Raw genomic sequence first — 21925 nt, 5'->3', positions numbered from 1 at the left:
TATTCGGAACGAAAGGTTCAGGTAGACAAGTAAGCCTTTCGAGCGCCATCATCGTCAACTCAAACGTTGTACGCACCATGAGGATCACGGATGCCCGCCCTGGAGCTAAGCCGAGCCCGCTTACCGGCCACCACCGAGATTGACGTGGTAGACGAATTTGGTGATACCCGTCGGCAGGCGATTGCCGCCGAGCGGGCCTTGACCGTTTATCTCAACAAGCGTGAGATTGTCACTCTGATGACGCTGGGTGACGACCCCGAAGCGCTGGTAGTCGGCTATCTACGTAATCAGGGGCTGCTGCGCGCCGCGGCTGACCTTTCGGTCGTTCAGGTGGACTGGGAGGTTGAAGCCGCTGTGGTCGTTACCGGCCACTTACCTGACGACCTTGAGGCTCGCCTCAGCACTCGCACCGTTACCACCGGTTGCGGGCAAGGAACGGTATTCGGCAAGCTCCTCGATCAGACTGACCTGACCGAGCTGCCTGACACGCGGCTGGCCCAGTCCACGCTTTACCAATTGCTGCAAAATCTCAATGCCTATAATGAAACCTACCGTAGCGCCGGGGCGGTGCACGGCTGCGCGCTATGCTGGCAAAGCGACGTGCTGGATTTCGTTGAAGATGTCGGCAGGCACAACGCCGTGGATACACTAGCAGGCCGCCAGTGGCTGCAACAGGCAGACAGCGCCGATGCGGATATTTTCTATACCACGGGGCGATTAACTTCAGAAATGGTGCTCAAGGTCGCCCAGATGGGTATCAGCGTCCTGGTATCCCGCTCCGGCGTGACCCAAAAAGGCGTCGAGTTGGCGAAACGCTTTGGCGTCATGCTGATTGCCCGCGCCAAAGGCAAGCACTTTCAAGCCATTAACGCTCAAGACCGCCTCACGCTGGATGCCATTCCCGCACGCCCGCCTCGCGCCCGTGCAGCCAAACAGGAGGCACGCCAATGATTTCCGCAAAGCAACTTACCGGCATGGTTCTCGCCGGCGGTGAAGGCCGCCGCATGGGCGGCCGCGATAAAGGCCTCGAACCCTTTGCTGGCCTGCCGTTGATTGCTCATGTCATTCAGCGTTTCGATGGCCGGGTAGCCGAACTGCTGATCAACGCCAACCGCAACAGCGACGCCTACGAGTTGTTCGCTGACCGTGTCATTGAAGACGCCGAGGGCGGTTTCAAGGGGCCGCTGATGGGTATCTACAGCGGCTTGCGCGCCGCTAAAACCCCCTGGCTGCTGGTGGCGCCCTGCGACTCCCCTGCGCTGCCCAACGACCTGGTGGCACGCATGGTGGCGGGCATCGGCGAGCATGATATTGCCGTTGCCTTTGACGGTGAACGCATGCACCCCGTGGTAGCCTTGATTCGCACCTCTCTGGCTGATGATCTGGCAACAACGCTGGCCGATGGGGAACGCAAGATCGACCGCTGGTATGCCCGCCATGCCTGGTGCAGGGTCGATATGTCAGACTGCGCGGAAGCCTTTGCCAACCTGAACACCGAAGAAGAGAAAATTCGCCTGGAAACAGCGCTTGGCAATGACGCCAGCGCGAAAAAGGCCATCACATGACGCTGTCCTGTTTCGAGCTCGGCGAGCAGATGCTCAGTGTGAGCGAGGCGCGAACGGCGCTTGCCACCCTGATCGAACGGCCCCTTGTCAGTGAGCGCGTCGCCCTAGCGAATGCCCATGGTCGGCGCCTTGCAGAAGACATTACCGCCACGATTAACGTGCCGCAGAATACCAATGCGGCGATGGACGGTGTGGCCCTGGCCTGGGAGAACAATGCCCAAACCCAGTGGGCACTGGCAGGCGATGCCTTTGCCGGCCAGGCGTTTGCGGGCAACGTCGCTGCTGGGCAGTGTGTGCGCATTACGACCGGCGCACCGCTCCCGCCCGGCACCGATACTGTCATCATGCGCGAGCAGCTGGTCGAGCAGCACGACAGCGTCGTGATTGAAGCGCCTGAGCGTGTCAAACGTGGCCAGAACGTGCGCCAAGCGGGAGAGGACATCACGATCGGCGACGTCGCCCTTACCGCCGGTACTCGTTTAGACGCCGCCGCCCTGGGGCTGGTCGCCTCGTTGGGCTGGGCACAAGTACCCGTTTATCAGCGCCCCAGGGTGGCGATTTTCTCGACCGGCAATGAAGTCACAGCCCCAGGCAATACCTTGCCAAGCGATGGCATTTACGACGCCAACCGCTTTACCCTGACGGGGCTGCTCATTGAACATGGCGCTGAGGTCATTGACCTTGGCATCTTGCCGGATGACTTTACCGCACTGACGGATACCCTGGCAGACGCCGCGGCGAAAAGTGACCTGGTGATTTCCAGCGGCGGGGTTTCGGTCGGCCATGCCGATTTTACCCGTGACGCTCTCGAGCACCTTGGGCGCCTGACGTTCTGGCGGGTGGCCCTCCGCCCTGGGCGCCCCATGGCCTGCGGCTGGCTGGGCACGGCGCATACGCCTTTCGTCGGCCTGCCCGGCAATCCCGTGGCCGTCATGGTAACCTTTCTGCAGTTTGTGGTGCCGTTGCTGCAGCGGCTCCAGGGTCGGCCGGTGACGTCCCCGCGCCGCCTCCAGGCGGTTGCCGACGACGCCTTGAAAAGTCGCTTTCAACGGACAGACTTTATCCGTGGCATCTACCATAATGATAAAGAAGGACGGCTACACGTACGCAGCACCGGTGCCCAGGGGTCGGGCATTTTAACCTCAATGGTGGCCGCTAACTGTTTGATAGAGTTAGCCGATGACCAGGACGGCGTGCAACCAGGTGAGGTCGTCAGCATACAACCATTAACGGATTGGCTATGACCGAGCAACTGATCGACAACTTTGGCCGCCGCATCAACTATGTGCGTATATCGGTAACCGACCGCTGCGACTTCCGCTGCGTTTACTGCATGAGCGAGGAGATGACCTTTCTGCCCCGCGCGCAGGTTCTTACACTGGAAGAGCTGGCCATGGTCGCCCGCGCCTTTACCGAGCTCGGCGTCGAGAAAATTCGCCTCACCGGCGGCGAACCCCTGGTACGCCGTGACATCACCCAGTTGGTGGATGAAATCGGCTCGATGCCGGGACTCAACGACTTCACCATGACCACCAATGGTGCCAGCCTGCGCAAGCATGCCAAGCAGCTATACGCTGGCGGCATGCGGCGTCTAAACATCAGCCTGGATTCGCTGGACCCGGAACGCTTCAAACAGCTCACCCGCACCGGCGATCTGGATAAAGTCATCGACGGCATCCATGCCGCCAAGGAAGCCGGCTTCGAGCGCATCAAGCTCAACGCTGTCATCCTCAAGGGCCGCAACGAGGATGAAGTGCTCGACCTAGTCGACTTTGCCCGCCGCGAAGGGCTGGATATCAGCTTTATCGAGGAAATGCCGCTGGGCGATGTCTCCGACCACTCCCGCGCGGAAACCTTCTATTCAAGCGATGACGTCCAGTCGCTGATCGAAACCCGCTACCCGCTGATCGCCACCCCGGAAACCACGCCCGGCCCTTCGCGTTATTTCCGAATGGCCGACAGCAACAGCCGTATCGGCTTTATTTCGCCACACAGCCATAACTTCTGCGATACCTGCAACCGCGTTCGCGTGACCGTCGAAGGTCGCTTGCTGCTGTGCCTGGGCAACGAGCATTCGGTCGACTTGCGTGCGGTATTGCGTCGTCACCCGGGGGATATGCAGGCGCTCAAAGATGCCATCATCAATGCCTTGCCACTTAAACCCGAGCGTCATCATTTCACCACCGACGGTGATGTTCAGGTGGTGCGCTTCATGAACATGACCGGCGGCTAATGGTGTCAGCGTTATCCAATGTGCCGGTGCATATCATCACCGGCTTTCTGGGCAGTGGCAAAACATCGCTTATCCACAGCCTGATCGAGCAAAAGCCTGTGGATGAAAAATGGGCGATTCTGGTCAACGAGTTTGGCCAGATCGGCATCGACCAGGCAATGTTTGAAGCGCGCGACGATGTGGTGGTTAAAGGCTTGCCGGGTGGTTGCCTGTGTTGCCAGTTGGCCTTCGTGATGCAGGCCGCTCTGGTCAATCTGTTGTCGCGTAGCCAACCTGACCGGGTGATCATCGAGCCTTCCGGCCTTGGTCATCCGGCAGGGTTGGTGGATCTGCTGCGTAGCGAGGCGTTTCAGGGTGTCGTAGACGTACGCGATATTGTGACGACGCTCGATCCACGTCGCCTGGATGAGCCACGCGTGGTCGACCACGAAACCTTCCGCGACCAGCTCGAGATCGCCGACGCTATTGCCTTGACCATGCGCGACCTAAGCACCGCCGAGCAACTCAGTGCGGCCCACGCCTTTGTTGCCGAGCGCTGGCCACCGCGCAAGTGGGTCCATGAGGCCGACCATGGTCGGCTGCCGCTGTCGCTTTTGCTGGAAAGCGACAGCGCTCAACGTAACGCGATTGAAACGCCTGAGGCCCATCAGCCACTACCTGTTCCCCCCAGTCTGGACGGCGGCTTTTTCGACGTCCCGCCTGCCCCCGGCACGCCGCAATGTGAAACCGGCGCCTCGCTGGGTTACGCAAGTATCGGCTTGCGCTGGCATCCGAGTGATTGCTTTGACCTGGACGGCCTGGCCGCCTATCTCAGTGAGCTTTCCCGGGATGTGCGAGTCAAGGGCGTGTTTCACACCCAGGATGGCTGGCGACAGCTCAACCGAGCTGATGGCACGCTAAGCGTCACGCCATCCACCTGGCGTCAGGACTCACGTCTGGAGATCATTGCCCACGAGTCGTCCAGCCCACATATGCCCGATGCGGACACGCTAAAAGAGGCGCTCGCCGGCACCTTACAAAGCTAAATGCTCATGCCTAAGCCACATCTCAAGCACGTTCAGAGGCATTGCTTTTCCGTATAGGAAGCCTTGATAAGCTCGGCAACCATGGGCCAAAAGCCACGCCTGCTGGTCGTCTCTCTCGACGCCTTCGGCCACGATCTCCAGCGACAGACTTTGTGCCAGCGCAATGGTACTTTCCACGATGGCAGCATTCGCCTTACTGTCAATCACCTGCTGAACAAAGGATTGATCAATTTTTAACTGATCCAGAGGGAGGTGTGCCAGATAGGCCAGCGACGAGTAACCGGTCCCATAGTCGTCCAGCGCAAAACGCACCCCCTGCTGTTTGAGTTGCAGCATTTTCTCACGGGCATCATCGCGCTCTTCGACAAATAGCGACTCCGTCACCTCCAGTTTAAGCTTGTGACTCGGCGCGCCTGTGCGCTGCAATATCGACTCCACCTTGTTAACAAAATCAACCTGCCGGAACTGCAGCGGGCTGACGTTGACCGCCACGCTCAATTCGGCAAACCCAGGCTGGTGGGCCCACTGCGCCAGCTGTTGACAGGCAGCCTCCAGGACCCAATCACCTACCGGGTTAATCAGCTCGGTCGATTCGAGGAGGGGAATGAACACGCCCGGCATGACCAAGCCGCGTTCAGGATGCTGCCAGCGCAGCAGGCCTTCGACCCCTATGCAGCGGCCGTCCTGATCAACTTGAGGCTGGAAATACAGCTGCCATTCTTCATTCGCCAACGCTTGGCGAAGTTCGTTTTCCAGGCGAACCCGCGCCAACAATTCGGCTTGCATGGTGGGGTCAAAAAAGCTCAACGCACAGCGACCGCTGCTTTTGGCCTGGAAAAGCGCCATGTCCGCCTGTTGCAAGTAATCATCGACTGTACTGGTATGATCACTTACCACGGTAATCCCGATACTTGCCGTGACGCTAAGACTGTCATCCCGGACCGTCATCGGCTGGCTGATCATATCCTGAAGTTTCTGCGCGATATTTTCGGCCAGTTCAGCGGTATGCTCCCGGCTTTTACCCAGGCCTTCGATCAGCACGGCAAATTCATCGCTTCCCAGCCGCGCCAGGGTGTCCGTTTCACGCAGCATTTGCCCCATTAAACGTGCAAGATGTTGAAGCAGTTGATCACCAACGTAGTGCCCCAGGGTATCGTTGATTTGCTTGAAGTTATCGATATCGATAAACAGCAAGGCCCCCCAGCGAGAATGACGATTCACGTCCTTTAAAGCTGCCTCCATGCGGTCCATGAACAGTCGCCGATTGGCAAGCCCGGTCAACGGGTCGTAAAACGCCAGTTGATGAATTTCCTGCTCTGCCGCTTTGCTCTCACTAATGTCGCTCATGGTGGCTACGTAATGCGTCAAGGTGCCTTGCGGGTCGTAAACGGCACTAATGGTCAGCCATTCGGGAAACACATCGCCATTCTTGCGGCGACTCCAGATTTCACCTTCCCAACTACCGGCTACCTGAACCCGCTGCCATAATTTGCGGTAGAAAGCGGCATCGTGTCGGCCTGAGTTCAACATTCGCGGGCTTTTACCCACCAGTTCGGCTTCGCTATAGCCGGTGATTCGCGTAAAGGTATTGTTGACCTTCAACACATGGCCGTTTGCATCGGCAATCAGCATGCCTAGATGGGTCTGGAACGCCGTGGCAGAGATTCGCAGCTCCGCTTCACTTTGATGTAACCGATGTTCAAAGCGCAGCCGGTTAAGGTAGTGACGCACACCCCAGGCGCCCAATATTGCGATCAACAGCATCACCCCAGCCAGAATCCCGGCACGTTGTCGCCAGTTGGCCAATTGAAGATGAACATCCTCGCCCACGACCACCAAAAGCGGCAGTTCTTCTATCCACTGCATCTGAAACAGCCGCTCGCGCTGATCCAGCGGTGAGGTCACACGTAACGACCACTTATCGACATCCCGTTCAAGCATCGCCAGGGTCTCGGGACTGTCCACCTGCCATCCAGCGGTGAAGGGATCCTCAAGACTAGGTAAACGGGCAATCAGCTTGAGTTCACCATCTACCAGCGCAATACTTTCGCCGTTGGACACGCCTAGACGCTGCAAGGCGCGTTCAAAAACCGCAGGGGAAATACGTGCGACCGCTATGCCGTCGAATTCACCGTTATCACGGGTCAAGCGGCGAGCTTGATAAAGATAGTAGCGCTCGTCAGGGGCGGTCGAATAAAGCGGCGTCACCAGCTCCGTGCGATCGTCCTGATCACGAAATTTTTGAAAAAACGAGCTGCTGCTTAGGTCGCGACCTATTGAGTCAGCGCTACGTGCGCTGGCCTGAACAATACCTTCAGCATCGATAACACCAATATCATCGACCCAGTCGACAGAGCGTGTTCGGTTGCGTAATGCCTGTTGAATAGCAGAAGACTCTCCCTCGGTCGGCATGCCCTGCAGTTGCACCAACTCGGCAACGCTAAAAAGGGCCTGACCGCTCTGCGCAAAAACGCCTTTTGCCCATTCGACCACGACGTCGGCTCTGGCCGCATTGCGCGTCTCAAGCGTCTGGAGTTCCTGGCGATATTGTTCGTAGAGTATCCATGCAAAAATACTCAGGAGCAGCAACAGCGCTACCCCGTAAAGCGTTAAAGCTCCGCGGCGCTGCTGGCGATACTTTTTCGCCAAGTCGGATGTTAACGGGGCAACAGGTTGTGGCATTGCGCGGACGCCTTGTCATAAAGTGGCACTAAACAAACGGAACCGCCCTAACATAAGCTTAAACGTCGATGATATTGAAGAACTATTTTTGAAAAGTACATCGGCCTTTTTCAATTCCCTGAATCCGTGAAGCCGGCGCCGACACTTTCCCTATCACCGCCAGCGAGCACTTTTTGATCATTCGCCCCGTGCAAGTTGGCTTTCGCAAGCCCGTTATTGCCAAAACCCACCGTGCTGATCGGTGCTGACGGCCCGTTTTGTCATGCCTTTCCACCCGCCAGGCACGACATATCTGGCGATCGCGTGTCGCTTGGAACTGCTTGTGGATAGAGTGTCGCCGATTGACGGTCAGCATGGCGTTCCTCGTGGATAACGCAGTCGGCTCCGCAGCGTCTTGAGCACCGTCATGCGCCCGATATCCTGCCCGAAGTCGAGGATGATCTGCCGTGCCTTGTGAATCACGAGAGCCGCACGGTGCACCARCTCTTGTAGCACGGTGCGCAGCCGGCGCCGCTTGGCCGGGTGGCGAACCGGGCTCAGCTCGCCGGTCATGCCCAGCTGTCCCATCAGGCGCAGGATGTTGTAGGCCAACTGGGCGAGATGCAGGATCAGATCGTTGGTGGCGAACTTGCCGGACGGCAAGCGCTCCAGGTCGAGATCGGTCTTGATCTCGCTGTGAAACTGCTCATGGGTGGCATGCGCCTGGTAGCGYTTGATCACCGCCTCCGGCGCCTCGTCCAGGCTGGTCCACCAGCCTTCCAACTCATAGTCCGGTTCGAGCAGCAACTGGCCATCGCSATCGGCGGTGCGCTCTACCAGGCGCATCACGCGTTGGACGACGTATTCGGTCTTGTTGTCGTCGTGGATCGAGACGGTCTGCGTCCACAGCGCCTGGCGCTTGCCAGGACGCAGCTCTTCCCAGTAGTCCGCCGCCACCGCCAGCCAGGTATCTCGATCAGCCGTGGCCGAGCCRCGCGGGTTCCATTTGACGACATAGTCGAGCCGGCGCCCCTCGTCGGCAAAGACCTGGCGTTGCTGTTCGAGAAGCGCCAGGTGCGCCTGGCTGTCGAAGCCGCTGTCCTCGCGTAACAGGATCGGTTGCTTGGTCARGCATTGGGCGCGAGGCAGTACCCGCTCCAGGAAGGCGTTGCTCTCCTTCATGGTGTGCTGCTTGCCAGGCCGCAGTTCCAGACCCAGGCACCACCCTTCGTTGCCCAGATAGGCGGCGATCGGGGTGTAGCCATCGACCTTCTGGTAGGTCCGCGAGACGCCTTCCTTCTTCGAGTTGCTGTTGTCCATGACGAAGGTGTCGATGTCCAGGCAGACGTGCGTCGTCTCGGCGGTGATCGGTGCTTCGATCAGTGACAGCAGGGTCGTGGACCAGGTGGCGGTGCGCGCCTGCAGGTCGTTGGCGGCAAGTTTTTCCAGCCGCTGTCGCAGCGTCGCCGCGCTCGGCACCTTCTGCAGGGTCAGCAGTTGTTGGAAGGGCTTGTCGCGGCGGAAGTTCTCGACAGCGTCATAGTCGCTCATGCCCAGACACAGCAGGCCCAGGTAGCTCTTGATCACGTCACTGGTGCGCATGCCCAGCGTGGTGGGGAAGCGGCTGTCGATGCTGTCGACGCCAGCGATCTCGAAGCATTGCCCGATGATGGACAGCCCGGCGTGGCTRGTGAGGGTGCGGCGACTGGCGCGGAACTTTATGTTGGGCATGGCACTGTCTGGGTGAATGGCGATAATGGCTATATTGCCATGCAGGTCAGTGGGTTAGAAGTGCTTCCGGGGGCCGGTCTCACGGATTCAGGTTTAATACAAGCTCTTCCAGTAAGGGCAGCAATGTTTGATACAAAAGCTCAGGTTGCCATTGTGCATGATTCATACATGCCACCTGAACAGCTGAAAGCTATTCACCAATCATTCGAACGAGGTTGTGAGCCTAACCAAGCAACTCGCATCCGATATGGCTTTCGAGATGGCATTGCTGCGTTGGATTATACTACTAGAGCAGGCCTAGTCGCGGTCAGGATTCCCGAGAGGAATTCAAGAATTTTTGAGATAGCGAAAGTTTTGCCCAAACATCCTTGGGATGCAGTACCAGAGTTTAGCAACGAAATCGTCGTAACGAAGGGGCCTAGAGTCTACGAAAAACTAAAAGAACAGAAGAACATTACCGGTTGGCTGCATTCTGGTGAAAATCCCATGCTTGAGGGCAATGGTGTTGCACCACTTGAGATTACCTGCGGAAGACTAAACGTACTGGTTAACATCGGCCCAGATATTTTTTCTTCTAGCCGGTTTTCTTTTACTGAATTTATAAAATCCATGGAAGAGTATGTAGATGCGATATCAGAGATATTAAGAAAACTTCCGGCCTCAGCCAATATAATTTTGTCTCCTCATCCTCGACTTCCTAAAGACTCTGCCGTACTCCAACCTTTGCTCGAGTTTGGAGAGGTTGTAACTAGTGGCACCTTAGAGGTTTTGCCGTTTACAGATTTATTTATAACTTATGTCGGATCTGTAACTAATCTTGATGCAGAGACTTGTTTGATTCCTATGATAGCAATATCACTTTATGATGGTGCTGAAAACTATGATCAAAACGACTTTGATCTAAAAGACTTCTCATGCATCACATCATGGCATCAGTTATTTAAGTTGAGTCTCGAGAACTTTGAACCAAAAAAATCGGAACCACTGCAATTGCCTCAAGGTACTAGCGCAGAAAGTATTATTAATAAATGGAGCCTAAAAAATGAAGAGTTTAAGTGCGAGCGAAAGGACAGCTTTTGGTCTTATGTTTCATCATTTTTCAGGACCGACTGATCCGGGATACGCTAAAGGGTCTCTTTCTTCCGAACAGTTTTTATCCGTTTTAAAAGGTATTGATACTGATCGTCTTGCGTCGCCTAATGTTTTTAGAGAGTCTTACTTTGATAACCAAGGTGACGTTTGCGTTACCTTTGATGATAACCTTAAGTCACAGTTGTCAGTGGCTATACCCGTGCTTGAAAAGTTGGGGTTGAAGGCTTTTTTTTTCCTTTATTCTGGAGCGTTCGAGGATACCCTTCCGCTCTTTGAACTTGTGAGATATTTCGCTAGTAGTCAGTTTGACTCGGTGGAGAGGTTTAATTCAGCCTTCATTAATTCTGCCATTAAGCAATCATCGGATATTTCATATAAAGAATTAGCGGGACAAGTTTCAGAAGTAGATTATTTAGGTGAATTTAGTTTTTATTCTCAAAGTGACCGTATTTATCGATATCTGCGAGACGTTATTCTGGGGCAAGAATTATTCGAGGCTCGAATAGTCTCCTTTATGAAGGATTATGGTTTCGATCAGTCGTTTGCCCCCAACATTCTTCTTGATCGTGATGATATTCGATATTTGGTTAAATCTGGGCATGAAATAGGGTTTCATTCGCATTCACATCCTACATCGCTAGGTAGACTAGACATAGATAGTCAGCGATTAGAATACTCTAAATCTAAGAAAATACTCGAGGATATAGTGAATCGTCCAATTTGGAGTTGTTCTTATCCAAATGGAAGCTACGATGAATCAAGCTTAGCTTTGATGGGTGAGTTGGATGTCGATATAGCATTCAGGTCTAGCCCTCTCCCTTCTGATTTAAAATCAAAACCTCAATACGAAATAGATCGGATTGATCACGTAGATATGCCGATTTATTCAAGGAGTAAAATATGAAGGTTGCTCTTTATACCTCCAATCAGCCACGACATATATACTTAGCAGAAAAATTAATCGCAGCTGGCCATGATTTACATGTCATCCAAGAGGTTACAACTGTATTTCCTGGGCAGCGAAAAGGTGTGTTTCAACGGTCTGAAACAATGGCCAAATACTTTTCTAAAGTCCAAAAAGCCGAGCGAAAGTTCTTCGGCTACCCGCGTGCTCTGGTTGGTGGCTCATCTGTTTTATCATTGCCAATGGGAGAGATTTCAAACATTTCATTGAATAGCCTTGATAATGCGTTGGATGCAGATGTTTCGATCGTATTTGGTTCAAGTTATATAAAAGGTGAGCTAGCTCAATATCTAATCGATAGAAATGCGATTAATATTCACATGGGGATTTCACCTTTTTTTAGGGGTAGCTCTTGCAATTTTTGGGCTCTATATGATGGGTTCCCAGAGTTGGTGGGTGCAACAATTCACAAATTGTCTCGAGGCTTAGATAGTGGAGCTATACTTTTCTATAGTTTTCCTAAATCAGCTCATAATAATGGGTTTGAATTTACTATGTCTGCTGTTGAAGCCGTAATTGATGATTTGTTGCATGCAATAGATGCTGAAATTTGGAAGCAATCTGGCGAGGAGCAGGATTCCAAGAAGCAAATTCGTTATTCTCGCTCAACCGACTTCACTGATGAAATTGCACAACGGTTTATGGAAAGACCCTTTTACCCTCAAGAGATTGAAAAGGTTTTGATTAATCGAAGTATTTCCGAGTAGCGGTAGTTCAGGCCTACATTGATAGAATGAACCCAAAACTTGGTGTCATAAGGTAGAGGAAGGATGACCAGCGTCGGCACCTTCGACGTCAATCCCTGATTGAGTAGCGCTACAGTTTAGAGTCCGATCCAATGCGTAAGGAGATTGGACATGAAGAAGCGTTTCAGCGAAGAACAGTTCATTGGTTTCCTGGGCGAAGCCCAAGCAGGACTGCCCATCAAGAAGCTGTGCCGTAGGCACGGCTTCTCAGAAGCCAGTTACTATCTCTGGCGCAGCAAGTTTGGCGGCATGAGCGTGCCCGATGCTAAGCGCCTCAAAGAGCTCGAAGCCGAAAATGCACGTTTGGAAAAGCTGCTCGCGGAGTCGCTACTGGAGATGGAGGTCACTCGCGAGGCGCTGGAAAAAAGTGGTGAGTGAACCGGCACGCCGAGATGTGGTGCGCTTTATGGTTTCATGTGGCCTGAGTGAGCGCTGAGCGCTCCGTGTCATCCGTATGAGTGCTAGTGCATTGCGTTATCAGCGAATGCCAGACCGCAACTAGAGCTTATGCGAAAGCATCCTGTCGCTCGCCGCATCGGCATTGTCGCTATGGTCGGGCATGATCTATCTGAAGCTTCGTCAGGCCGGAGAGCCGGTAATTACAAGCGTGTTGAGCGTCTGTATGACGAAGCGCGCTTGCAGTTGAAGCGTCGCAGCGCAAGGAGTTTCCCACGTCTGAGAGAAAGCCCCTTGGCCGCCCTGGAACAGCCAATAGGCTCTGGTCGTTGGATTTTGTGTTTGACCGTACAGCAGACGGGCGAGTGATAAAGAGCCTCACCGTTGTCGACGACGCTACCCATGAAGCCGTGGCTATCGTTTCTGAACGTGCCATTGGTGGGTTGTTTTTAACACGTATTCTGGATTATCTGGCTTTACAGCGTGGCCTACCTAGCGTCATTCGCACGGATAATGGAAAGGAATTCTGTGGCGCGCCATGCTTTATGGGCTCATCTACGTGGCGTTGCCCTTTTTAACTCAACTTGGAAAACCAACCAAAGCGCCTACATCGAATCGTTCAATGGGCGCTTTCGAGATGAATGCCTAAATGAGCATTGGTTCACCAGCCTTCAACACGCCCAGGTTGTCATCGAGGCATGGCGGCGGGAGTATAACTAAGAAAGCCCGAAGAGGAGTCTTTGAGGGCTGATACTTTCAGCCTATGCCGAGCAACTGGTGGTTAAACACGATAAAGTTACTTCTGAGTCTATCCCCGGCTGCTACCGAAGGTGGGGTGACGTCGAGTGCTTTTGTTTCTTCCAAATACCATTAATATAATATTATTGAGGATAGTTGATGTTAGCGTATAGACCAGAAATAGATGGCCTTAGGGCTTTAGCAGTAATATCGGTGCTTTTTTTTCATGCTGAATTTTCTAGTTGGTCAGGTGGTTTTGTAGGCGTTGATGTTTTTTTTGTTATTTCAGGTTATTTGATAACCTCAATAATAGTAAATTCGGATTTAGGAATTATTGACTTTCTCAAAAAATTCTTTGAGAGTCGATTGAGAAGATTATTTCCTCCCGCTGTTCCTGTAGTTCTATTTTCATGCATTATGGCATATTGGATATTCACGCCTGAAATGATGGTGGACTTTTCCAAAAGCCTTCTTTCTTATTTAGGGTTTGGTTCAAATTGGTTTTTTCTTAGTGAGGCTGGATATTTTTCAGCACCTTCACAATATAAACCTTTGCTTCATACTTGGTCACTGTCGGTAGAAGAGCAATTTTACTTCATTTTTCCTCTATTGTTCTTGTTTGTTATTAAATACAAAAAGTCATATCTCCCTGCCTTGGTTACTGCTCTTTTCGTACTTTCTTTTGGTTATAGCGTTTATCTTGTGCAAAATGGAAATTATGATGCTGCTTATTTTAACTCTTTTGGCCGTTTTTGGGAAATCATGCTGGGCTCGTTGTTGGCCCTAGGTGTTTTTAGAAGCCCTAGCTTGCCTTTTTTTAAGAATCTTTATGCAGCGGCAGGGGGCTTTATGATTTTATACGCAGTTTTTTCATATGATAAAACCACACCCTTCCCTGGTTTTTATGCTCTAGTGCCAACGGTTGGGGCTGGGCTGCTTATTCTTGCAGGTAAGGAGACTTTAGTTGGGCGAGTTCTGGCGTCCAGATGGTTTGTTTTTGTTGGCTTAATTAGCTATTCGCTATATCTCTGGCACTGGCCTATTTTTGTAGCTATGAATGCATACTTTATAGAAACTGGCACACTTCACTATTTTGCTGGTATTGCAGTATCTTTTTCTTTATCTATGATTTCTTTTTATACTATTGAAAAGCCTATTCGGAAAAGAATGGCTTTACCCAAAGCCAAGCATGCGTACTGTTTTTTTGCAGCGTCATGTATTGCTCTCGTTCCTCTAGGCGCAGTAGGAGTCTCGACAGGAGGCTTGCCAATGAGGTATCAAGCATCAGAGTTAGCAATATTAAACAATGGTGTCAAGAGAGGCTTTATTGAGCAGGAAGGTGTTAGGTGTAGTAGAAGAGCATTAAATGAAGCTTGTGTCATAGGTAATAGAGATGTTGAGCCTGTGTGGGCAATTCTTGGGGATAGCCATGCAGAAACGCTAACTAGTATGTTGAGCAAACTTATGGAGGAAATGGGCGTGTCAGCCTATCTCTACACTTATCCTGGATGTCCATTTGTAAAAAATATTCAGCGTATGGATACGGGGGCTAAGTGTTATGAGTTTGTTGATAATGTGCTTGAAGAGTTGAAAGGAAGTACGATAAAAAATGTCTTAATACATGAATATAGTGGAGGCTATATTCATGGAAATGAGTTTGATAGAACAGGGTCTGTAGAGCTTCCTCTCGTGTATGACATTGATCCCGTTGACTCAAATGAGCAAGATGCTACTCAAGAGGAAATTGTTTTAGGTAGGATGATCAAGACACACCAAGAGTTACTTGATGAGGAGCTAAATGTTTATTACATGATGCCAGTTCCTGAAGTTGGTTTTCATGTTCCTCAAGTAGCAATGCAACATGTTAGACAAAGAGAAGAACTGCCAGAAAATGATTTTTCATTGTATAAAGAAAGACACAAAATGCTTTTTGAAATGATTAAAGGCTATGATGATGAAAAATTTACCTTTGTCCCTTCGTATATCCCTTTTTGTCCAGATGATACATGCATAATTAGTAATGAAGGTGGTCTTTTTTATACAGATAGCAACCATTTAAGTGAGCATGGCGCTTTTATGCTTTACGATCTTTTGCATAACTACTTGTTCAGAAATGAATGATCTTTTTGTCGCCGAGCATCTATCTATAAACCTTGAACTTTTGAATAATGAAGACCTTGAAGGGGCTTAGATGTCTTCTTTGCAGCGAAATAAGGGCGTTTTGATTATGGAGCACGAGTTGAAGGGTTGTCTGAGTAGAACTGGCCTCGCCAGTTTGGGTGCAATGCTTAGATCCCATGTCAGATCGCGATGAATTAAGCAGACTATGACTCAATCTCTGGTATCCTAAGCCCCTTTGAAATAAACAATTGGCACCTGATGAGGTTCGCATGACCCAACGGGTACCTCTGAACGAATGAACAGCTCACATCAGGAGTAGCATCGTAGATGCAGCCCAGTAACAAAGAGTCGCAAAGCGGTTGGCTGGCAAAAAATCATGCCGTTGGCTGGATTGCGTTAACCATCTACGCGTTTGCATGGCTGATTAACTTTGACGTTTCACGCTCGGCAGAATCGTTTTTCATTCTGTGCTTCGCCATTGCATGGTTTAAAGAAGCTGACCCCGCATTTAAGTGGCATAAGGTATTTCTCCTTCTGCTTGCGTTTGTTGTTCTCCAGATAGGCGTTTATTTTTTTGCGGTTGACCGCTTTCCCAATGTGGCGGACGGACAGGTAAAAGCGGCACGGCATATAGCCAAGCTTTTTTTATGTATTGCCGTGGCTTGGTGGATTCGGGGGTCCTTGAAAGCCGCCAAGTACTTGCTGCTGGTCTTTATCGCGGGGATTCTTGTTTCGCTGGTGTTGAACTCAAGCGTTGACGCATGGCGTGCGGGTCTGGCGGGCAGCCGTGTTGATTTCGGGTATACCAACGCGCAGCACATCGCCTTTTACTTTGGCCTTTTGCTCATCATGGGGGTGGGTTGGCTTTTCAAATGCGTAGGTGTCAGTGCCGCCAAGTATGAATGGGGAGTCGCACTTGCCTTGACGGTACTCGGGGTTGCGGGTGTCGTCGTGACGCAAACCCGGGCTGTCTGGTTGGCGCTGGGGCTGATATTTTTAGGTTTGATCGTCTTTAGCCTGCTGCGCCTACTCATGCAAAGGCGGCCAGCCGGGTTACGCCCAAAACTGCTTTTGTCATGTGTTGTTCTGATCGGCGGGGTAGCGTTGACGGTGAACGCGGTAGCGCCCGTGATCGAGAAGCGACTGCTAGATGAGCATGAAGTGGTTGAAGCGATTGCGGCAGGAAATATGGAGGATGTGCCATTCAGTAGCATTGGCATACGCGTGCATACCTGGTCGTACGCCTTGGACAAGATTCAGGAAAGGCCGCTGACGGGGTGGGGGGCCAAGAGCCGGGGCGCGCTCATTGATGAAGGGCCTTTCCCCGATTGGCTGAAAGTTAGGTTTGGGCATTTTCATAATTCTTACCTGGAATTGCTCCTGGCGTATGGCGTATTAGGCCTGGCGGCCATTGCCATTCTCACCGCCATGATCTTAAAAGGTACAGTGACGTTACTTACTACGCCCCACAAACACTGGGGAGTGGGGCTGCTCGTCTCGTGGGTGTTTTTCTTTATCATTAACGTGTTTGAGTCCTACGTGATTTTTAATTCAGGCATGTATTTCTTTGTTATTGTCGGTGGCGTAGGGATGTCATTTTATATGTTCGGTAAAAATGAAAATGCCGGGACGGTAACGCGATGAATGTGGTTCTGAGTGCCGATGAAGCCTATGCGCGGTACGGTGCCGTGGTGATGGCGTCGATTATCGACAATGCAGCCGATCCAGGCCAGATCCGCTTTTTTATGCTGACGCCGGACATGGGGGAAGAAACCAGACACCGCTTGCATGCGTTCGTGGAAGCGGGCGGTGCAGAACTCGACATTATCGACGTCGATGTACAGGCGTTAAAGGGCCTCAAGGTCGGTCGGTTTGGTACGGCCGCCTTGCTTCGGTTGCTGATGCATCGTTACCTGCCTGATGACTGCGAACGTGTCATCTATCTTGACTGTGACGTACTGGTGCGAAGTGATCTGTCCGATTTATGGGCTCTGTCGCTTCACGGTCTTTCCGCGGCGGCTGCTATGGATATATGCAATACGTCCATTAGCGCGACTCGAAAGAACCCGGACGACTACTTTAATTCAGGGGTTATGCTCATCGACCTGGCGGCATGGCGCAGTCGAAGTGTGGGGGAGAGAGCACTGGCATACCTTGAGCAGAATGGGGATAACGCTCGGTACCCCGACCAGGATGCCCTGAATCACGTACTGGAGGGTGACTGTTATCAGCTGCCGCTGTCGTGGAATTTTCAGCCAACCACCTACAGGGCGGTTAAAAAGCATTATCCGCATCTGCACAAGCATCTGGCTGCACTTGAAACGGCGGTTCTCAATCCGCGGATTGTACACTTTATCGGCGCTGTTAAACCGTGGCACCCAACATGTGTCCATCCGTTTCAGGAAGACTTCATCGCTTATTCATGCCATACCCCATGGCCCATCGATAGAAAGGCATTGATGTCGTCATTACCATGGTCTGAACGTATGCGGATGGTGCTCAAGCAGCCCAAGGTTCGCCGACGTCGACGGCTAACGGCACCCTAGTCTATTCTGTTCATACAGTTACTAAAAAAGCGCCTGGCAAAGCCAAGCGCTTTTTTATTTAATGTGATACGTTTTATTTAGGGGGCGTCAATGAAAGCGGCTTTTGGAAATGCTAAAAATTACTTTGCCAGGTTCTTGAAAGAAAACAAGAGTATTTCTATCGGTTTTGCTGGCGTGAACGTCAACATCCCCTTGATGGAGAATGGCAAGATCAAGCCTTCAAGGAAAGGTTTTGATGCTAAAGATACGACCAGCCCTTTTGTGCAAGAGAGTTTGGGGGCGATTATTTCTTTTTATAATGCATATGAAAACGCCAAGGAAGTCGTCTATTGTCAAGCTCCATATGTTGAGACAGTTCCCTTAAAGAAGGGGGATGCTGGTTTTGAATTTGGTATTGATGTCAATGAGATTAAAGTAAGGTTTTTGAAGGCCAAATATACGCCTCCCGTTAGAATAAAAAACCACTTCGATAAGTCAATTGAGCTTTTTAAAGAGATAGGGAAGGTGAGGAAGGCAGGTGACGGAGAATGGGAAAATGATGTTACCGTCAAGATTGCCGATATGAATGTTGAGAAAAGAGAGATCGTTATACAGCCTGCCACTTACTTCGATCAGGTCGGCACCAACTTGACATTAGACTGGGCCTCTGGGGCTTTAGGTGAAACCGCATCATATACATTAAGAAATGATATCGAAAAGACTGTCAATGGCACGCTCCCAAGGCTGAAAAATTCTGTTCTTGCCAACACCCTGGGCGTGGCGGTCGTGCTTGTTAGCCGCGGAGAGGATGTTTTAATTCCCATTAGGGGGAGCGAGCAGGCGGTGATGGTTGATGGAAAAGGTAAATTCCATTGTTCTGCTTCTGGGGTTTTCTCCTGGGATATGGATAACACTAACCTTGCTGATATTGATTTTGAATTTTTTATCAATGGCATGGCCAGGGAGATCCATAGTGAAATCGGTCTTTTGAAAAGCGAGTATTCATTAACGCCATTAGCGTTTTCAAGGGAGCTTATCAGAGGAGGAAAGCCTCAGCTTTTCTTTATTGCGGAAACAGAAATGGGGTTGGATGAACTTAAAGAAAAGATGGTTGGCGCGGAGGAGAGCTGGGAGTTCCTGTCGGTTGATGATCTGGCTGAGGATAGCCAGCTGAGACCACATCTGAATTCGCCTTTAGAAGCCCCCCAGGAAATGTTTACCTATGAAGGTTGGATGGCGCTTCATGTGGCTATGGCATATATCCGTGATGAAGAGCCGCCTTTCGAAATATTGTGATGTTGAGAGAGCCAGCGCCAGCGATCAACCATCCCTGTTACACTGGAAGATTCAGAATCAAGGCCGTCAAGCAGGCGGTCGACCAGGGGTCTTGATATACGAGTCGTACATGACGAAACGCAGCCAAGTCACTATCACCGATATCGCCAAACATGTGGGCATGACCAACATGACGGTGTCGCGTGCATTGAAAAAGCCTGAGAAGGTCAGGCCAGAGACGCGTGAGAAAATACTGGCTGCGGCAAACGAGCTGGGCTACGTACCGAATGCCTTCGCCAGCCATCTTCGAAGTCGCAAGAACCGGCTCATTGGGCTGGTGACAGCCAGCGTGGATAACCCTTTTTACAGTGAAGTGATCAAGGCCATTTCACGTGCGGCCAAGGAGCATGACTACACCATCATGCTGATCGACACCGATGGCTCGCCAGAGCTTGAAGAAGTGGCGATCGATACCCTGCTCAGTTATCAGGTGGCGGGGATCATTCTGTCGCCCGTTTCTGACAATGCCAGTTACCGACCCAATTATCTGGAACGGCTGCGCAAGGCCAACTTGCCGGTGGTGATGCTGGACCGAACGCTGAATGTGACGGACTTCAGCCGTGTGGTACTGGACAACCACCTGGCCGGACGATTGCTTGGCGAGTGGCTGGTAAAGAAGAACATCGAGCGCGTGCTGACACTAACAGGACCCAGTGGCTCGCAAATCACACGGCATCGGCTGGCTGGGCTTAAAGCGGCTTACGGGGAGGCGGGCGTTCCTTTGTCATTGGAGCAACGCCCAGGCGACTATACCTTACAGCCTGCCTATCGCGACATGGCCGCCCATCTTCGCCAGGGTAAGCTCCCCGACGCCGTATTCGGTTTCAACCAGTTGATCACGCTGGGGGCGATGCGGGCCCTGCACGATGCCCACGTATCACGGGATGATGTGCTCGTCGTCGGCATCGATCGGCTTCCCTATGCCGATATTTTCGATGTATCGATCCCCTGTGCAGTGCACGACACCTACCAATTGGGGCATGAAGCCTTTCGATTGCTCTTCGAGCAAATAAAAGACCCCACCACCGATGGCCGTGAGGTCACGATCTCTGCCACGCTGATTCAGTAAGTCGCGCGGGAACTTAACATCACAGGGTGGCCAAGCGTTCGGCAATCTGCTCTTCAAGGCGCGACTGGTCATCGGCGAAACGGCGGATACCCTCGGCCAGCTTGTCATTGGCCATGGCGTCCTGATTGTGTCCCCAACGAAAAGCAGGCTCGTTGAGCGGTGTTGGCCGTGGGCCGCCATTGCGTGTCATCAGCACATTGGCCTTCACGTCGCCCGATGTCGTCGCCAGTTCTTCGAGCAACACCGGCGAGATGGTCAACCGGGGGCAGCCGGCGAGTGCCAGCACCTGGTCGGCGGTGCGGAAGCTGGCGCCCATCACCACGGTATCGTAACCGCCTTGACTGACCCGCTCGCAGACGCCACGCACGAACTGTACGCCGGGGTCGTTTTCGGGGGTGAAGGTTTGCCCGGTCTCCTTTTTGTACCAGTCGGTGACGCGGCCGACGAAGGGAGACACCAGGAACACACCCGCATCAAAACACGCCTGGGTCTGCGCATCGCTGAACAGAAGGGTCAGGTTGCAGTTGATGCCTTCTTTCTCCAGCACTTCTGCGGCACGAATGCCTTCCCAGGTGGAGGCTAACTTGATCAATATTCGGTCTTTGGCCACCCCTCGCTTCTCGTAGAGCGCCACCAGCTCGTGGGCCTTGCGGATGCTGGCCTCGGTGTCGAAGGACAGCTTCGCGGCCACTTCGGTGGATACGCGGCCTGGGATGAGCTTGGCAATCTCGCTGCCCATGGCCACGGCGAGGCGATCCACGGCATGTTCTGCCTGCTGGTCGCGGGGTTCGCCTTTGACGGCAGCGAGTTCCTGATCAATTAATGCCTGGTAACCCGGTAACTCAAAGGCCTTGAGCAGCAATGACGGGTTGGTCGTGGCGTCGTGCGGTTGGTAGCGCTGAATGGCCTCCAGGTCACCGGTGTCGGCGACCACCATGGAGTGCTGACGAAGCGCATCGAGCTGATAGGTCATGGAGTTTCCTCTTGGCACTAGTGAGACGTGAAGCCGCCGTCTATCGGCAGGCTGGCACCGCTGATCATTGAGGCCGCCGAGCTGAGCAGGAAGGCAACCGGCAGCGCAACTTCACGAGGAGCGGCAAAGCGCCCCAGGGGAATGGCTGCCAGCATCGGGTCGCGCTTGGCGGGGTCTGACCAGGCGCGTTCGGCCATCGGGGTCAGTGTCACTGTCGGGTTGACGCTGTTGACGCGGATGCCCTTGGGGCCAAGTTCGAGACACAGCACCCGCGTCATGGCGTCCATGGCCGCCTTGGACGCGCAGTAGCCGAGATGCCCCGGCAGGGCCGCCATGGCCGCCTGACTGGAGACATTGACGATGCTGCCCTGGCGAGCATTTGCAATCATGTGACGTGCTGCCTCCCGGGCGACCACGGCACTGGCGGTGACGTTGGTGGCCATGATGTGCTCAAGGTCTTTCGCCTTGACGTCGAGAACGTCGTCGAGGATCGAGACGCCCGCGCAGTTGACCAGACCATCAATGACAGGCATTTCAGCGAAGGCCGCGGTGACCGCCGCTTCATCGGTAATATCGACGGCCAGGGTAAGCGCCCCGAGCGACTGCTCAAGTTCGTTGAGAATGTCTTGATTACGGCCTATCAGCACCAGGTTAGCGCCCAGCTCGGCGAGGGCCTGGGCAATGTCGAGACCGATACCGCTGGTCGCGCCCGTGACGAGAATGCGTTGATTCTGCAGTTCGAAATTCATGG

At 52.6% G+C, this 21925-nt stretch carries 17 protein-coding genes and 1 pseudogene; 14 read left to right on the top strand and 4 right to left on the bottom strand.

Annotated features, from left to right (window positions below):
• The first annotated feature begins 90 nt into the window (after positions 1–90).
• From B7L15_RS10590 to B7L15_RS10570, 5 genes are read left to right on the top strand one after another with little or no spacing between them, the layout of a single operon-like run.
• Positions 91–951, top strand: coding sequence for a formate dehydrogenase accessory sulfurtransferase FdhD (locus tag B7L15_RS10590; protein ID WP_085918941.1), 861 nt, complete (start codon positions 91–93; stop codon positions 949–951).
• Positions 948–1565, top strand: a complete 618-nt coding sequence (gene mobA, locus B7L15_RS10585; RefSeq protein WP_085918940.1) for a molybdenum cofactor guanylyltransferase MobA — start codon at positions 948–950, stop codon at positions 1563–1565. The genes B7L15_RS10590 and mobA overlap by 4 nt, the downstream gene beginning before the upstream one ends.
• The gene (gene moeA / locus B7L15_RS10580) at positions 1562–2809 is read left to right on the top strand and encodes a molybdopterin molybdotransferase MoeA (protein WP_085918939.1); all 1248 of its coding nucleotides are present in this window, start codon (positions 1562–1564) and stop codon (positions 2807–2809) included. The genes mobA and moeA overlap by 4 nt, the downstream gene beginning before the upstream one ends.
• Entirely contained in the window at positions 2806–3798 is a 993-nt protein-coding gene (moaA, locus tag B7L15_RS10575) for a GTP 3',8-cyclase MoaA (protein ID WP_085918938.1), read from the top strand. Before moeA ends, moaA begins: the two co-directional genes overlap by 4 nt.
• Positions 3798–4823, top strand: a complete 1026-nt coding sequence (locus B7L15_RS10570) for a CobW family GTP-binding protein (protein ID WP_085918937.1) — start codon at positions 3798–3800, stop codon at positions 4821–4823. Before moaA ends, B7L15_RS10570 begins: the two co-directional genes overlap by 1 nt.
• Here the strand turns inward: B7L15_RS10570 and B7L15_RS10565 are convergent.
• Entirely contained in the window at positions 4812–7505 is a 2694-nt protein-coding gene (locus B7L15_RS10565; protein ID WP_085918936.1) for a bifunctional diguanylate cyclase/phosphodiesterase, read from the bottom strand. The two genes, B7L15_RS10570 and B7L15_RS10565, sit on opposite strands and share 12 nt — an antisense overlap.
• Before the next feature lie 348 nt (positions 7506–7853).
• Complete coding sequence (locus tag B7L15_RS10560; protein WP_085918935.1) at positions 7854–9215, bottom strand: IS1380 family transposase; 1362 nt, start codon at positions 9213–9215, stop codon at positions 7854–7856.
• Positions 9216–9227: 12 nt separating this feature from the next.
• Here B7L15_RS10560 and B7L15_RS19350 point away from each other — a divergent pair, with 12 nt between their 5' ends.
• From B7L15_RS19350 to B7L15_RS10520, 9 genes and pseudogenes are all read left to right on the top strand, one after another.
• Positions 9228–10328, top strand: coding sequence for a hypothetical protein (locus tag B7L15_RS19350; RefSeq protein WP_139839366.1), 1101 nt, complete (start codon positions 9228–9230; stop codon positions 10326–10328).
• A complete protein-coding gene (locus B7L15_RS10555; protein ID WP_085918934.1) occupies positions 10258–11211 on the top strand; it encodes a polysaccharide deacetylase family protein in 954 nt (317 codons plus the stop codon). Before B7L15_RS19350 ends, B7L15_RS10555 begins: the two co-directional genes overlap by 71 nt.
• On the top strand, positions 11208–11978 hold the full coding sequence (locus B7L15_RS10550; protein WP_085918933.1) for a formyltransferase family protein: 771 nt from the start codon (positions 11208–11210) through the stop codon (positions 11976–11978). Before B7L15_RS10555 ends, B7L15_RS10550 begins: the two co-directional genes overlap by 4 nt.
• Positions 11979–12128: 150 nt before the next feature.
• A pseudogene (locus tag B7L15_RS10545) lies at positions 12129–13130 on the top strand (IS3 family transposase); the annotation flags it as partial.
• Positions 13131–13310: 180 nt separating this feature from the next.
• The gene (locus tag B7L15_RS10540) at positions 13311–15272 is read left to right on the top strand and encodes an acyltransferase family protein (RefSeq protein ID WP_085918932.1); all 1962 of its coding nucleotides are present in this window, start codon (positions 13311–13313) and stop codon (positions 15270–15272) included.
• 327 nt (positions 15273–15599) lie between these two features.
• Positions 15600–16916 (top strand): O-antigen ligase family protein, encoded by a 1317-nt coding sequence (locus tag B7L15_RS10535; protein ID WP_085918931.1) that lies wholly within the window; start codon positions 15600–15602, stop codon positions 16914–16916.
• Positions 16913–17818, top strand: coding sequence for a glycosyltransferase family 8 protein (locus B7L15_RS10530; protein WP_085918930.1), 906 nt, complete (start codon positions 16913–16915; stop codon positions 17816–17818). Before B7L15_RS10535 ends, B7L15_RS10530 begins: the two co-directional genes overlap by 4 nt.
• Positions 17819–17908: 90 nt before the next feature.
• On the top strand, positions 17909–19093 hold the full coding sequence (locus tag B7L15_RS10525) for a hypothetical protein (protein WP_085918929.1): 1185 nt from the start codon (positions 17909–17911) through the stop codon (positions 19091–19093).
• Positions 19094–19202: 109 nt separating this feature from the next.
• On the top strand, positions 19203–20201 hold the full coding sequence (locus B7L15_RS10520; protein ID WP_085918928.1) for a LacI family DNA-binding transcriptional regulator: 999 nt from the start codon (positions 19203–19205) through the stop codon (positions 20199–20201).
• Between the two features lie 19 nt (positions 20202–20220).
• Here the strand turns inward: B7L15_RS10520 and tal are convergent, their stop codons facing one another.
• Both tal and B7L15_RS10510 read right to left on the bottom strand, forming a co-directional pair.
• Positions 20221–21174, bottom strand: a complete 954-nt coding sequence (gene tal / locus B7L15_RS10515) for a transaldolase (protein ID WP_085918927.1) — start codon at positions 21172–21174, stop codon at positions 20221–20223.
• A 17-nt stretch (positions 21175–21191) separates the two neighbouring features.
• Positions 21192–21923 (bottom strand): SDR family oxidoreductase, encoded by a 732-nt coding sequence (locus B7L15_RS10510; RefSeq protein ID WP_085918980.1) that lies wholly within the window; start codon positions 21921–21923, stop codon positions 21192–21194.
• Between the last annotated feature and the right edge of the window lie 2 nt (positions 21924–21925).

The sequence above is a fragment of the Halomonas sp. CSM-2 genome (assembly GCF_002119345.1).
Classification (GTDB): Bacteria; Pseudomonadota; Gammaproteobacteria; order Pseudomonadales; family Halomonadaceae; genus Vreelandella; species Vreelandella janggokensis.
The sequence above is the reverse complement of the archived record's forward strand: the minus strand, read 5'-3'. Positions and strand labels throughout refer to the sequence as shown.

Bases quoted from the DNA above. Each gene is read 5' to 3' on its own strand.
- B7L15_RS10530 (WP_085918930.1), top strand. From the start codon at position 16,913: ATGAATGTGGTTCTGAGTGCCGATGAAGCCTATGCGCGGTACGGTGCC.
- B7L15_RS10550 (WP_085918933.1), top strand. From the start codon at position 11,208: ATGAAGGTTGCTCTTTATACCTCCAATCAGCCACGACATATATACTTA.
- B7L15_RS10590 (WP_085918941.1), top strand. From the start codon at position 91: ATGCCCGCCCTGGAGCTAAGCCGAGCCCGCTTACCGGCCACCACCGAG.
- mobA (WP_085918940.1), top strand. From the start codon at position 948: ATGATTTCCGCAAAGCAACTTACCGGCATGGTTCTCGCCGGCGGTGAA.
- B7L15_RS10565 (WP_085918936.1), bottom strand. From the start codon at position 7,505: ATGCCACAACCTGTTGCCCCGTTAACATCCGACTTGGCGAAAAAGTAT.
- B7L15_RS10535 (WP_085918931.1), top strand. From the start codon at position 15,600: ATGCAGCCCAGTAACAAAGAGTCGCAAAGCGGTTGGCTGGCAAAAAAT.
- B7L15_RS10555 (WP_085918934.1), top strand. From the start codon at position 10,258: ATGAAGAGTTTAAGTGCGAGCGAAAGGACAGCTTTTGGTCTTATGTTT.
- moeA (WP_085918939.1), top strand. From the start codon at position 1,562: ATGACGCTGTCCTGTTTCGAGCTCGGCGAGCAGATGCTCAGTGTGAGC.
- B7L15_RS10570 (WP_085918937.1), top strand. From the start codon at position 3,798: ATGGTGTCAGCGTTATCCAATGTGCCGGTGCATATCATCACCGGCTTT.
- B7L15_RS10540 (WP_085918932.1), top strand. From the start codon at position 13,311: ATGTTAGCGTATAGACCAGAAATAGATGGCCTTAGGGCTTTAGCAGTA.
- tal (WP_085918927.1), bottom strand. From the start codon at position 21,174: ATGACCTATCAGCTCGATGCGCTTCGTCAGCACTCCATGGTGGTCGCC.
- B7L15_RS10510 (WP_085918980.1), bottom strand. From the start codon at position 21,923: ATGAATTTCGAACTGCAGAATCAACGCATTCTCGTCACGGGCGCGACC.
- B7L15_RS10520 (WP_085918928.1), top strand. From the start codon at position 19,203: ATGACGAAACGCAGCCAAGTCACTATCACCGATATCGCCAAACATGTG.
- B7L15_RS10525 (WP_085918929.1), top strand. From the start codon at position 17,909: ATGAAAGCGGCTTTTGGAAATGCTAAAAATTACTTTGCCAGGTTCTTG.
- moaA (WP_085918938.1), top strand. From the start codon at position 2,806: ATGACCGAGCAACTGATCGACAACTTTGGCCGCCGCATCAACTATGTG.